This is a genomic window from Rhizobium tumorigenes (assembly GCF_003240565.2).
GTDB lineage: Bacteria > Pseudomonadota > Alphaproteobacteria > Rhizobiales > Rhizobiaceae > Rhizobium > Rhizobium tumorigenes.
This window is the reverse complement of sequence record NZ_CP117255.1, coordinates 2,911,308-2,924,152: the sequence shown is the minus strand read 5'-3', so window position 1 is coordinate 2,924,152 and position 12,845 is coordinate 2,911,308. Positions and strand designations below refer to the sequence as shown.

Sequence of the window (12,845 nt, the reverse complement as noted above, 5' to 3'; positions counted from 1 at the left end):
CGATGGCCAAATCCCCGAAGAACCCCAATCGTCAGCCTTTTGGCCCTAACGAGACGGATGCGAACCTTTGCTACTTCGTCTGCTGGGACAGCGAGTACGACAGCGAAGACGGTACCGCCGAGCGTTGGGCGCATTTCACGCACAACGACGACGCGCAGGCCTACTTTGCCGAAAAGATCAAGGATACCGACCTGTTCGTCTGGAAGGGCGAACTGGGCATTTCCCAGGTCGACCAGCATTACGACTGGTTCCGTACGCAGTGGTCCAAGAACCTCGAGGCGCACCTGACGCAAAAGTCGGCCGCCGGCAAAGGCTACCGCTTTTCCAATGACGCCTTTGAGGCATTCGATCCCCTCGAGTTCGAGGAAGAGGAAGACAACTAATGTCCATTCTGATTAACAAAAACACGAAGATCCTGGTTCAGGGTCTGACCGGCAAGACCGGCACCTTCCACACCGAGCAGGCGCTTGCCTACCACGGCACCAAGATGGTCGGCGGTATCAACCCCAAGAAGGGTGGCGAGACCTGGGCCGGTTCGGCCGGCGAATCCCTGCCGATCTTTGCGACCGTTGCCGAAGGCAAGGAAGCAACCGGCGCAGACGCATCGGTCATTTACGTGCCGCCAGCCGGCGCTGCTGCTGCCATCCTCGAAGCCATTGAAGCCGAGATCCCGCTGATTGTCTGCATCACCGAAGGCATTCCGGTCGCTGACATGATCAAGGTCAAGGCTCGCCTCGACGCCTCCAAGTCGCGCCTCATCGGCCCGAACTGCCCCGGCGTCATGACGCCGGACGAGTGCAAGATCGGCATCATGCCGGGCTCGATCTTCAAGAAGGGCTCCGTCGGCGTCCTGTCGCGCTCCGGTACGCTCACCTATGAAGCCGTTTTCCAGACGACCAACGAAGGCCTCGGCCAGACGACGGCTGTCGGCATCGGCGGCGATCCGGTCAAGGGCACCGAGTTCATCGACATCCTGGAAATGTTCCTGGCTGACGAAGAAACCAAGTCGATCATCATGATCGGCGAAATCGGCGGTTCGGCAGAAGAAGACGCGGCGCAGTTCATCAAGGACGAAGCCAAACGCGGCCGCTCCAAGCCAATGGTCGGCTTCATCGCTGGCCGCACGGCACCTCCCGGCCGCACAATGGGCCATGCCGGCGCCGTGATTTCCGGCGGCAAGGGTGGCGCGGAAGACAAGATCGCTGCGATGGAAGCAGCAGGCATCCGCGTCTCGCCCTCTCCGGCCCGCCTCGGCAAGACGCTGGTTGAAGTCCTCAAGGGCTGATCCGATATATAAGGGCAGGGACATCAGCCCCTGCCCATTTCGATTTCAGGGCATCTGCCCGAAATGACTGCCGCCACAGGCGGATGAAAATTGAAATGCGGCCGCCGGAAATGACCGGCAATCCATTCAAGTCGGGAGGCGGACCAGCGTCCGCAGATCACCATGGCAAGACAAGAAGCCAACGAGCAATTTCAGATCACGTCGTTCCTCGACGGCGCCAATGCGGCCTATATCGAGCAGCTCTATGCGCGCTACGAGCAGGACGCCTCGTCGGTTTCCGACGAATGGCAGTCTTTCTTCAAGGCGCTGGATGACAATCCGGGCGATGTGAAGCGGGCAGCCAAGGGCGCCTCTTGGCAGCGCAAGAACTGGCCGATTGCGGCCGGTGGCGATCTTGTCTCGGCGCTCGACGGCAACTGGGGCGTGATCGAGAAGGTTGTCGAGACCAAGGTCAAGGCAAAGGCCGAAGCAGCCGGCAAGCCGACCGACGGTGCCGACATCATCCAGGCGACCCGCGACTCGGTGCGCGCCATCATGATGATCCGTGCCTACCGCATGCGCGGCCACCTGCATGCCAAGCTCGATCCGCTTGGTATCGCTGCCCCGGTCGAGGACTACCACGAGCTGTCGCCCGAAGCGTACGGCTTCACCGAGGCAGACTACGACCGCAAGATTTTCATCGATAACGTTCTCGGCCTAGAATACGCCTCCGTGCGTGAAATGATCGAGATCCTCGAGCGCACCTATTGCTCGACGCTGGGCGTCGAGTTCATGCACATGTCCAACCCGGAAGAAAAAGCCTGGGTCCAGGAGCGCATCGAAGGACCGGACAAGGGTGTCGCGTTTTCGCCGGCAGCCAAGAAGGCCATTCTCCAGAAGGTTATCGAAGCCGAAGGCTACGAGCAGTTTCTCGACGTCAAGTTCAAGGGCACAAAGCGTTTCGGCCTCGACGGCGGTGAATCGCTGATCCCGGCGCTGGAGCAGATGTTGAAGAGCGGCGGCGCGCTCGGCGTGCGCGAAGCCGTGTTCGGCATGGCCCACCGTGGTCGCCTGAACGTGCTGTCCCAGGTCATGGGCAAGCCGCATCGCGCCATCTTCCACGAGTTCAAGGGCGGCTCCTATGCGCCTGACGAAGTCGAAGGCTCCGGCGACGTGAAGTACCATCTCGGTGCCTCTTCAGACCGCGATTTCGACGGCAACAAGATCCACGTATCGCTGACGGCAAACCCTTCGCATCTTGAAATCGTCGACCCGGTCGTCATGGGCAAGGTCCGCGCCAAGCAGGACATGGGCGCCACCGTCTGGGACGGCGACACCATTCCGCTGACGGAACGCGCCAAGGTCATGCCTCTGCTGATCCACGGCGACGCGGCCTTTGCCGGCCAGGGCGTCATTGCTGAAATTCTCGGCCTGTCCGGGCTGCGCGGTCACCGCGTTGCCGGTACGATGCACGTCATCATCAACAACCAGATCGGTTTCACCACCAATCCGGCCTATTCGCGCTCGTCGCCCTATCCATCCGACGTTGCCAAGATGATCGAGGCGCCGATCTTCCATGCAAACGGTGACGATCCGGAAGCCGTCGTCTATGCGGCCAAGGTTGCCACCGAATTCCGAATGAAGTTCCATAAGCCTGTCGTCCTCGACATGTTCTGCTATCGCCGCTACGGCCACAATGAAGGCGACGAGCCGTCCTTCACTCAGCCGAAAATGTACAAGGTCATCCGCGGTCACCAGTCTGTATTGCAGCTCTACTCGGCTCGCCTGATTGCCGAGGGCGTCGTTTCGCAGGAAGACGTCGACAAGATGAAGGCCGATTGGCGCGCACATCTCGAGGAAGAGTTCGAGGCAGGCCAGCACTACAAGCCGAACAAGGCCGACTGGCTCGATGGCCAGTGGTCGGGCCTTCGTGCCGCCGACAATGCAGACGAACAGCGCCGCGGCAAGACCGCCGTCCCGATGAAGACACTCAAGGATATCGGCCGCAAGCTGTCCGAAATCCCGGAAGGCTTCAACGCGCACCGGACGATCCAGCGCTTCATGGAAAACCGCGCCAACATGATCTCGTCGGGCGAAGGCATCGACTGGGCAATGGCAGAGGCCCTGGCTTTCGGCGCTCTTTGCGTCGAGGGTACGAAGATCCGCCTCTCCGGCCAGGACTGCGAGCGCGGCACCTTCTCTCAGCGCCATTCCGTGCTATACGATCAGGAGACCGAGCAGCGCTACGTTCCGCTCGCCAACCTGTCATCGACCCAGGGACGCTACGAAGTCATCAATTCAATGCTCTCGGAAGAGGCCGTGCTTGGTTTCGAATACGGCTACTCGCTGGCCCGTCCCAATGCATTGACCCTTTGGGAAGCCCAGTTCGGCGATTTCGCCAACGGTGCGCAGGTGGTATTCGACCAGTTCGTATCGTCGGGCGAGCGCAAGTGGCTGCGCATGTCGGGTCTAGTCTGCCTGCTGCCGCACGGTTACGAAGGTCAGGGCCCCGAGCATTCGTCGGCACGCCTGGAGCGCTTCCTCCAGCTCTGCGCCGAAGACAACATGCAGGTTGCCAACGTTACGACGCCGGCTAACTATTTCCACATCCTGCGTCGCCAGATGAAGCGCGATTTCCGCAAGCCGCTGATCATGATGACGCCGAAGTCTTTGCTGCGTCACAAGAAGGCTGTGTCGGGGCTTGCCGAAATGGCCGGCGAGTCTTCTTTCCACCGCCTGCTGTGGGACGATGCCGAAGTCATCAAGGACGGTCCGATCAAGCTGCAGAAGGACGCCAAGATCCGTCGCGTCGTCATCTGCTCCGGCAAGGTCTACTACGACCTTCTGGAAGAGCGTGAAAAGCGCGGCGTCGATGACGTCTACCTGCTGCGCATCGAACAGCTTTATCCGTTCCCGGCCAAGGCGCTGATCAACGAACTGAGCCGCTTCCGCAATGCGGAAATGGTCTGGTGCCAGGAAGAGCCCAAGAACATGGGTGCCTGGTCGTTCATCGATCCTTATCTGGAATGGGTTCTTGCCCATATCGACGCCAAGTACCAGCGCGTCCGCTACACCGGCCGTCCGGCTGCCGCTTCGCCGGCAACGGGCCTGATGTCGAAGCATCTGGCGCAGCTGGCAGCCTTCCTCGAGGATGCGCTCGGCGGTTAAGAACGAAGCGGAGGGGATGTCGCGAGATATCCCCTCCGCATAGCATACGATTGAAGACGTCGCCTGCCGGGCTCCGTCAGACCACCCTTCGGCTGCTGCCGGAGCGCCGTCCAACCGATAACGATCAAAATTCAGGATTTGAACATGGCCACTGAAATTCGCGTACCCACCCTCGGCGAGTCTGTTGTCGAAGCGACCGTCGGCACCTGGTTCAAGAAAGTCGGCGATGTCGTCAAGGTCGATGAGCCGCTGCTCGAGCTGGAAACCGACAAGGTAACGATCGAAGTGCCGTCGCCTATCGCCGGCACGCTGTCGGAAATCGTCGTGCAGGCTGGCGAGACTGTGGGTCTTGGCGCGCTTCTCGGCCAGATGTCTGCCGGTGGCGCCGCTGCTGCTCCGGCCGCTGCCGCCGCACCTGCCAAAGCCGAGCCGGCTGCCCCTGCTGCCGCTGCTCCGGCCGCTGCTGTCTCCGCCCCGGCTTCTGCCGCACCGACATCGATGCCGCCGGCTCCGGCTGCTGCCAAGCTGATGGCAGAGAACAACGTTGCAGCCGAACAGGTCGACGGTTCCGGCAAGCGTGGCCAGGTTCTGAAGGGCGATGTGATCGCTGCCGTCGCCAAGGGCCTGTCGGCACCGGCCGCTGCCGAGCCTGCCAAGTCCGCACCGCGCGCACCGACTGCCGTCGAGGATGCGCCGCGTGAAGAGCGCGTCAAGATGACCCGCCTGCGCCAGACAATCGCGCGCCGCCTCAAGGATGCGCAGAACACCGCTGCCATGCTGACCACCTACAATGAGGTGGACATGACGGCCGTCATGGCGCTTCGTTCGAAGTACAAGGACATTTTCGAAAAGAAGCATGGCGTCAAGCTCGGCTTCATGGGCTTCTTCACCAAGGCCGTTACGCACGCGCTCAAGGAACTGCCCGCCGTGAACGCCGAGATCGATGGCACCGACATCATCTACAAGAACTATTGTCACGTCGGCATGGCCGTCGGCACAGACAAGGGCCTCGTCGTTCCCGTCATCCGTGATGCCGACCAGATGACCGTTGCGGAAATCGAGAAGGACCTCGGCCGTCTTGCCAAGGCGGCCCGCGATGGCACGCTGTCCATGGCCGACATGCAGGGCGGCACGTTCACCATCACCAACGGCGGTGTCTACGGTTCGCTGATGTCCTCGCCGATCCTCAACGCACCGCAGTCCGGTATTCTCGGCATGCACAAGATCCAGGAGCGCCCGGTCGTCGTCGGCGGCCAGATCGTCATCCGTCCGATGATGTATCTCGCGCTCTCCTATGACCACCGTATGGTTGACGGCAAGGAAGCCGTCACCTTCCTGGTCCGCGTCAAGGAGAGCCTCGAAGATCCGGAACGTCTGGTTCTCGATCTCTAGTCACCGGCCGGGCCGCATTTCGCGGCCCGCTTCCATTTCGGAAAGTCCTGATGTCCTTTCAACTTACCTACCTGCTGTGGAGCGCGGCTCTTGCCTTCATCTACCTGACGGCGCAGGCGACCGCGTTCCGTCTTCAGATCGGCGTCAAGGCGGCAAATTCCACGCGCGACGACGAGCCTCAACCCAACCTCCTGACCGGCCGGGCCACCCGCGCGCTGCGCAATTTCCAGGAAACCTATCCTGCCTTCATCGCCCTCAGCGTCGTTTCCCTCTACGTCAACCATGACGGCGCACTGCTTTCCTGGGGCACAGGGCTTTGGTTCTGGGCCCGTTTCGCCTATCTCCCGGCCTATATGCTGGGTCTCAGCCCCTACCGTTCCTGGATCTGGACGGTGTCGCTGATCGGTCTCATACTGATGTTCGTCGGACTGGTCTGGTAGGTGCCATGAGCAGCGATCATCCCGTGATCCTCGTCACTGGCGGCAGCCGCGGTATCGGCGCCGCTATCTCGCTCCTGGCGGCGAAACTGGGCTTTGCGGTGGTCGTCAACTATGCGACGAACCGCGAGGCGGCCGAGGCCGTGGTCGAAGAAATCGTCCGCGAAGGCGGCGAAGCGGTGATTGCCGAGGGTGATGTGGGCAGCGCGGTCGGTGTTGCATCCATGTATGCGGTCGTCGATGCTCACTTCGGCCGCATCGACGCGCTAGTCAATAATGCCGGCATCGTCGACATGACGGCGCGGGTTGACGAAATGTCTTTCGAGCGGATCGAGCGCCTGTTCCGCATCAATGTCACCGGCTCGATCTTCTGCGCCGCCGAAGCTGTAAAGCGAATGTCGATCAGGCACGGCGGCAAGGGCGGTGCCATCGTGAACATTTCGTCCGTTGCCGCCACGCTCGGTTCGCCGAGCCAGTATGTCGACTATGCGGCATCCAAGGGTGCGATCGACACGTTCACGACGGGCCTTGCGAAAGAGGTTGCTGCAGAGGGTATAAGGGTGAATGCCGTGCGGCCGGGCATCGTCAATACCGAGATCCATGCCTCTGGCGGGTTGCCAAACCGGGCGCGGGACCTTGCCCATCTTGTGCCGATGCGGCGGCCAGGCGAGGCGCAGGAGATTGCCGATGCTGTGTTGTTCCTGTTGTCCCCGTCCGCCTCCTATATTACGGGTGCAATCCTAGATGTCAGCGGCGGACGCTGAGGGGAGCAAATATGCAATATCTGTTCGAATTTCTGGGCCTGATGGCGGTGTTCTCCATCTTCATCGTCGTGCCCGGCGCCGATTTCGCCGTGGTCCTTCGCCAGAGTGTCGTCCATGGCCGTCGGGCTGCCATGATGACCGGCGTCGGCATGGGCTTTTCGCTGCTTTTTCACATCAGCTACACCATCCTCGGCCTCGGCCTGATCGTCTCCAAATCGCTCCTGCTGTTCAGCGTGATCAAATGGGCGGGTGTTGCCTATCTTGTCTATCTCGGCATCAAATCATTCCGTGAACCGGGTTTTAATGTTGCGGACATCGACGTGACGGAAGAAGACCGCAAGCCGGTTTCGGTCTGGCGTTGCCTGGCGACGGGCTTCATCACCAATGCGCTGAACCCGAAGCCGGTGCTTTTCTTCCTGTCGCTGTTCTCGACACTGGTCCACCACGACACGCCTGCGCTCATCCAGTTCAGCTATGGCATCGGCATGGCGATGGCGCTCATTGCCTGGTTTGCCGCAGTCTCGGTATTTTTTACCGTCAAGCCAATCCGCGATCGCTTCATTGCGGGCGGAAAATGGTTCAACCGTATCACCGGAGCGGCTTTGGTCGGCTTCGGCCTTCGTCTCGCCCTGGCGCGCGCCGCCGACTAACCGGAAAAATCCAAGAGGAAATTCTCGATGTCTTATGATGTGATCGTTATCGGAACCGGCCCTGGCGGCTATGTCTGCGCCATCAAGGCAGCACAGCTGGGCATGAAGGTCGCCGTCATCGAGAAGCGCGCAACGTTCGGCGGCACCTGCCTCAACATCGGCTGCATCCCTTCCAAGGCCCTGCTGCATGCCTCCGAGATGTTCCACCAGGCTGGTCACGGCATGGAAGCGCTCGGCATCGAGGTCGCTGCCCCAACCCTGAACCTGCCCAACATGATGGCTCACAAGGATGCCACCGTGAAGTCGAACGTCGAGGGTGTCGCGTTCCTGTTCAAGAAGAACAAGATCGACAGCTTCATCGGCTCAGGCAAGATCGTCTCGGCCGGCAAGGTTTCGGTCACCGGCGATGATGGCCAGGTCCAGGAAATCGAAGGCAAGAACATCGTCATCGCCACCGGCTCAGACGTTGCGGGCATTCCGGGCGTCCACGTCGATCTCGACGAGAAGATCATCATTTCATCCACCGGCGGCATTGCGCTGGAGAAGGTCCCCGCGACGATGGTTGTCGTCGGCGGCGGCGTCATCGGTCTCGAGCTCGGCTCCGTCTGGTCGCGTCTCGGCGCCAAGGTCACGGTCATCGAATATCTCGACACCATCCTCGGCGGTATGGATGGCGAGGTCTCCAAGCAGTTCCACCGCCTGCTCGCCAAGCAGGGCATGGACTTCCACCTCGGCGCCAAGGTCACCGGCGTCGAGAAGTCGGCGACGGGCGCAAAGGTCACCTTCGAGCCGGCCAAGGGCGGCGAAGCGACCTCGCTCGATGCAGACGTCGTGCTGATTGCCACAGGCCGCAAGCCGTACACGGCTAATCTCGGCCTCGAGGAAGCCGGCGTCGTGCTCGACAACAGGGGCCGTGTCGAGATCGACCACCACTTCGCGACCAATGTTGCCGGCATCTATGCCATCGGCGACGTCGTCAAGGGTCCGATGCTCGCCCACAAGGCGGAAGACGAAGGCGTCGCACTGGCGGAAATTCTCGCCGGCCAGGCCGGCCACGTGAACTACGATGTCATCCCGAGCGTCGTCTACACCCAGCCTGAAGTCGCTTCCGTCGGCAAGACAGAGGAAGAACTCAAGGCCGCCGGCATCGCCTACAAGGTCGGCAAGTTCCCGTTCAGCGCCAACGGCCGCGCCCGCGCGATGCTGGCGACGGATGGCTTCGTCAAGATTTTGGCCGACAAGGAAACCGACAGGGTCCTCGGTGGCCACATCATCGGTTTCGGCGCGGGCGACATGATCCATGAAATCGCCGTGCTGATGGATTTCAGCGGCTCGGCAGAAGACCTCGGCCGGGTTTGCCACGCCCATCCGACAATGTCGGAAGCCGTCAAGGAAGCGGCCATGGCTGCCGCCTTCAAGCCGATCCATATGTAAAATCGAAGGGAGCGCCAAGGCCTCTCGCCCTGGCGCTCCTGCTCGTGTTTCGACGCCAGCCAACTGCAGGCATGGGAAAGCGCGTCGCGCCTGATATGGCCGAACGTGATGGGGAAATGGCAAGCAGCCGGGTGGCTGGTGTTGTTTGTGTCGGGGCTTGGCTGCCTGCCGATCGTTGCGATTTGACGATATCGATATGGAGGTGCCGACCTCCGCTACCCGATATCCCGATCACTCAGCCCAACGCATCGTGATCATCGCTTCCAACCATCATCGGACACCGGATATCGTTCCGTTGGAGCGACCGGTTCGCGACCCGGCTTCCCCATCCTTTGACCTCTGCAGTATATGGCCACCGGCGGGTATGGGGGATGAAACAAGCCTCGAAAATCTGTAAGAACCTGATTTAACTGCGTAAAAAAATAAATCACGCCGGATTTATCCCCCATGCCGAAAACTGTGTTATGGGGCCGCAAATTTGCTCAGGTGAGACGCTCCTCGATCCGCCAGATCAATCAACCGCCGTCAGCGTAAAGCCCTGCTTGCGGAAAAGTTCGACCAGTCCCTGGTCGCCCGACAGGTGCAGGGCGCCGACGGCCATGAAGACGTTGCCGCCCGCAAGGATCGGTGCGGCGCGCTCGGCCATGACCTTGTTGCGGTCGAGGATTATGCGCTGCTCGAACGTAGCGTAGTCGCCGTCGCTATCGGTGTCTTCGCCATCGGGCGTGACGACTTTCAGCATCGCCATCGTCGCTCCGGCATTGCCGGAAAGGTAGAGATCGGTCATCGTTTCGACGACGTCGTTCATCTTGTCGCCGAGCTGCAGGGTTTCGATCAGCGATTTCAGATGGAAGGCGGCTGGCAGGTCGGCCATGGCCTGCAGCTGCTCGACGAGCGTTTCCAGCCCCTTGACCTGCTTGCCGGCTGCGGCTGCGTCGTTGGCGATCTTCTGGTCGAGGAATTGCGCGCCCTTGGCTTTGCGCGAGAGTTCGCAGGACGGCAATGCGACGACGCTTGAGATCATCCATGGCTGCATATGCGACACCGCGCCCAGCGTGATGCCGCGCTTGGCAAGGCCGGCCTCGAGCTTGGCGGCGTCGGCTGCCGGCAGCAGCGAATTGATCGTCGCACCGTTGGCGAGCATGGTGAGGTCCGGGCGGGCGAGGATCGCCATCGTCGCCTTCTTTTCATCGAGTATTTCGTCGGATTCGACGATGATAGTATCGGCCTTGGCGTCCGCTTCCGCCGCGCCCTTCGGCATGACCAGCACGCGCGGATCGGTGACGTGCATGGTGCCGAGCAGCCAGGAGGTTTTCACTCCGGGCTTTTCGATCTTCCAGAAAATGCTGCGCCCGTTCGCGACCTTGTCACCGTCAGCGAGGAAAGCTGCGTATTTCGCCGGATCGTTCTTCCGCAGTTCGGCAAGCAGGTCCCTGCCGCCGCAGGCCGCATCGTCGGCGGCATGGGCGGGCGCAAAAGAAGCCAGCGTGACAACCAGCGTGGCTGCGAAGGCAAGCGGCAGGGACGCCGCCGCCCAGAAGCCGGCGTTGCCGAGCGTCGAAAGGATGGCGGGCCGGTTCTTTTGTCGGTAGACTGATGTCATGACGATCTTTCAGCGGACGGGATCTGCATCTGCTCTACCCCGCGCGGAGCGGATATTCTCTTAACGCATTCGGTTAACCAGAGTTTAAGCCCCGGGGGTGGGCGCGGTCATAGACTTCGAGCAGGCGGGCGGAATCGACGCCGGTGTATATCTGCGTCGTTGACAGACTGGCGTGGCCGAGCAACTCCTGGATGGTGCGAAGATCGCCACCGCCGGCCAGCAGATGGGTGGCAAACGAGTGTCGCAGGGCATGTGGAGTTGCTGTTTCCGGCAAGTTGAAGGCGCTTCGCAGTTTCTGCATGCCGCGCTGAATAAGGCCGGGATGCAGCTTTCCGCCGCGAGCGCCGCGAAACAGCGGCAGGGCCGGGTCTAGATGGTAGGGGCAGAGCTGCCTGTACCGCTCCACGGCATCGACGACGACGGCCAGCAGCGGCACGATACGCATCTTGTTGCCCTTGCCGGTGATACGCAGCGATGTGGCGCCGGGGCGCAGATCGTCCGGCATAAGATTGAGCGCTTCCGAAATGCGCAGCCCGCAGCCGTAAAGCAGCGTCAGCACGGCGGCGTCCCGTGCGGCGATCCAGGGTTCCTCGTGCATCTGCGCTTCGTCGCTGACGACATTGATGGCCTGGCTGTCGGACAGCGGCTTCGGCAGAGATTTCGGTTGCTTGGGCGACCGCACGGCAGCGACACCGGCAGCGTTCACCAGCCCCTTTTTCTCCAGGTAGCGCAGCAGAGAGCGCAATCCGGCGAGATTGCGGCCCAGCGAGCGTGCGCCGGCGCCATCGCGGCGGCGGTTTGCCAGAAAGGCGCGGAAGTCGGCCGGGCGCAGGGCCTGGATATCCTTCAATGTGGTCGGGCCGGCGAGGTGGCCAGTGAGGAAAAACAGGAACTGGCGTGTGTCGCGCTCATATGCGTCCAGCGTGTGGGCGGATAGCCTGCGCTCGCTGCGGAGCGCTTCCAGCCATTTCTGGCGCTCGTCCAGAAGCTGGGGATGGGCCATGATCAGGATCTCGCCCACGGTAAACCTCTTGAATTCCAATTTTAGGCTGCCACTTTGCTTCAAGGAGAGTTATGGAATCGCTAACGTTACGGCTGGCGTGTCATGCTTCGATCATCTTACGCCGCGATAACCACGACATAAGCATGCAGGACCTTCCATGACGCGCCGCGATTCCACCTCGACCCTCGGACAGCTTGCCGGCGCCATCGCCTTGGTGTCGCAGGGAAGACCCGGCCATATCGTCGATACACTGATCGCCGAGCGCGGGGAGAAGATCGTCAAGAGCCCTTTCTGGCCGCTCATCCGTCCCTTCCTGCATGTGCTGCTGCGCTATCATAAAGCGATACGTTTTGCCGACGATGTTTCCAAGCTGCCCGGATTCCAGTCCTTCGAATATATGAGCGATTTGCTGCAACTCGATATCCGCTCCCAGAATGCCGAGCGTATTCCGACCAGCGGCGGTTTCATTCTGGTGAGCAACCATCCGACCGGCATTGCCGACGGCGTGGCCATCTTCGACCTGATGAAGGAACGGCGTCCGGACATGATGGTGTTTGCCAATCGGGACGCGGTTCGTGTCAATCCGCGCTTTGCCGAGATGATCATTCCCGTCGAATGGCGCGATGAATACAAGAGCAAGCTCAAGACGCGCGAAACGCTGCTGCTGACCAACAAGACGGTCGAAGACGGCAAGGCGATGGTGCTGTTTCCCTCCGGCCGCATTGCCTACTGGGCAAATGGGAAATTGAACGAGCGCCCGTGGAAGACGTCGGCGGTCGCGCTGGCCCGAAAATATAATCTGCCGATCCTGCCGGTTCACCTCTCGGCGCGCAATTCAGGGCTGTTCTACTGGTTTGCCAAATGGTCCACCGAACTCCGCGACATGACGGTGTTTTACGAACTGCTCAACAAGCGCGGCGACCGCTTCGACTTCCGCGTCGGCAAGCTGATATCGCCTGACCAACTGGAAGGCGATGTCAACGAAGTGACGAGGGCACTGGAAAAGCTGACGGTGCACGACATGGCGGAGGACGCCGATGCCGAGTTCAAGCCGCTTTCGTTGCCGACAACCGAGCCAGCACCGCGCTCGCTCGTTGCGAATTCGCTCTAACGCGACATTCCCAAGTTGG

At 61.1% G+C, this 12,845-nt stretch carries 11 protein-coding genes; 9 read left to right on the top strand and 2 right to left on the bottom strand.

The window, feature by feature from the left end; all coding sequences use genetic code 11:
• Nucleotides 1-2 precede the first annotated feature (2 nt).
• The 8 genes from PR017_RS14310 to lpdA all read left to right on the top strand — a co-directional run bounded on the left by PR017_RS14310 (nt 3) and on the right by lpdA (nt 9,109).
• Nucleotides 3-383, top strand: a complete 381-nt coding sequence (locus PR017_RS14310; RefSeq protein ID WP_111219766.1) for a hypothetical protein — start codon at nt 3-5, stop codon at nt 381-383.
• Nucleotides 383-1,285 (top strand): succinate--CoA ligase subunit alpha, encoded by a 903-nt coding sequence (gene sucD, locus PR017_RS14305; RefSeq protein WP_111219768.1) that lies wholly within the window; start codon nt 383-385, stop codon nt 1,283-1,285. The genes PR017_RS14310 and sucD overlap by 1 nt, the downstream gene beginning before the upstream one ends.
• A 162-nt stretch (nt 1,286-1,447) precedes the next feature.
• Entirely contained in the window at nt 1,448-4,432 is a 2,985-nt protein-coding gene (locus PR017_RS14300) for a 2-oxoglutarate dehydrogenase E1 component (RefSeq protein WP_111219770.1), read from the top strand.
• Nucleotides 4,433-4,576: 144 nt separating this feature from the next.
• Nucleotides 4,577-5,824, top strand: a complete 1,248-nt coding sequence (gene odhB, locus PR017_RS14295; RefSeq protein ID WP_111219772.1) for a 2-oxoglutarate dehydrogenase complex dihydrolipoyllysine-residue succinyltransferase — start codon at nt 4,577-4,579, stop codon at nt 5,822-5,824.
• 50 nt (nt 5,825-5,874) lie between these two features.
• A complete protein-coding gene (locus PR017_RS14290; RefSeq protein ID WP_111219774.1) occupies nt 5,875-6,264 on the top strand; it encodes an MAPEG family protein in 390 nt (129 codons plus the stop codon).
• A 5-nt stretch (nt 6,265-6,269) separates the two neighbouring features.
• Nucleotides 6,270-7,025 carry an SDR family oxidoreductase gene (locus tag PR017_RS14285; RefSeq protein WP_111219776.1) on the top strand — a complete coding sequence of 252 codons (756 nt, stop codon included), beginning with the start codon at nt 6,270-6,272 and terminating at the stop codon, nt 7,023-7,025.
• An 11-nt stretch (nt 7,026-7,036) separates the two neighbouring features.
• Nucleotides 7,037-7,675, top strand: a complete 639-nt coding sequence (locus PR017_RS14280) for a LysE family translocator (protein WP_111219778.1) — start codon at nt 7,037-7,039, stop codon at nt 7,673-7,675.
• Between the two features lie 27 nt (nt 7,676-7,702).
• Nucleotides 7,703-9,109, top strand: coding sequence for a dihydrolipoyl dehydrogenase (gene lpdA / locus PR017_RS14275; protein ID WP_111219780.1), 1,407 nt, complete (start codon nt 7,703-7,705; stop codon nt 9,107-9,109).
• Nucleotides 9,110-9,620: 511 nt separating this feature from the next.
• Here lpdA and PR017_RS14270 read toward each other — a convergent pair.
• The gene (locus tag PR017_RS14270; RefSeq protein WP_111219782.1) at nt 9,621-10,712 is read right to left on the bottom strand and encodes a TraB/GumN family protein; all 1,092 of its coding nucleotides are present in this window, start codon (nt 10,710-10,712) and stop codon (nt 9,621-9,623) included.
• A 73-nt stretch (nt 10,713-10,785) separates the two neighbouring features.
• Nucleotides 10,786-11,733, bottom strand: a complete 948-nt coding sequence (locus PR017_RS14265) for a tyrosine recombinase XerC (protein ID WP_111220031.1) — start codon at nt 11,731-11,733, stop codon at nt 10,786-10,788.
• 139 nt (nt 11,734-11,872) lie between these two features.
• Between PR017_RS14265 and PR017_RS14260 the strand changes: the two genes are divergently transcribed.
• Nucleotides 11,873-12,826 (top strand): GNAT family N-acetyltransferase, encoded by a 954-nt coding sequence (locus tag PR017_RS14260; RefSeq protein WP_111219784.1) that lies wholly within the window; start codon nt 11,873-11,875, stop codon nt 12,824-12,826.
• The last annotated feature ends 19 nt before the right edge of the window (nt 12,827-12,845 follow it).

Coding starts and splice junctions, on each gene's coding strand:
- PR017_RS14310 (WP_111219766.1), top strand. CDS start 3: ATGGCCAAATCCCCGAAGAACCCCAATCGTCAGCCTTTTGGCCCTAAC.
- sucD (WP_111219768.1), top strand. CDS start 383: ATGTCCATTCTGATTAACAAAAACACGAAGATCCTGGTTCAGGGTCTG.
- PR017_RS14300 (WP_111219770.1), top strand. CDS start 1,448: ATGGCAAGACAAGAAGCCAACGAGCAATTTCAGATCACGTCGTTCCTC.
- odhB (WP_111219772.1), top strand. CDS start 4,577: ATGGCCACTGAAATTCGCGTACCCACCCTCGGCGAGTCTGTTGTCGAA.
- PR017_RS14290 (WP_111219774.1), top strand. CDS start 5,875: ATGTCCTTTCAACTTACCTACCTGCTGTGGAGCGCGGCTCTTGCCTTC.
- PR017_RS14285 (WP_111219776.1), top strand. CDS start 6,270: ATGAGCAGCGATCATCCCGTGATCCTCGTCACTGGCGGCAGCCGCGGT.
- PR017_RS14280 (WP_111219778.1), top strand. CDS start 7,037: ATGCAATATCTGTTCGAATTTCTGGGCCTGATGGCGGTGTTCTCCATC.
- lpdA (WP_111219780.1), top strand. CDS start 7,703: ATGTCTTATGATGTGATCGTTATCGGAACCGGCCCTGGCGGCTATGTC.
- PR017_RS14270 (WP_111219782.1), bottom strand. CDS start 10,712: ATGACATCAGTCTACCGACAAAAGAACCGGCCCGCCATCCTTTCGACG.
- PR017_RS14260 (WP_111219784.1), top strand. CDS start 11,873: ATGACGCGCCGCGATTCCACCTCGACCCTCGGACAGCTTGCCGGCGCC.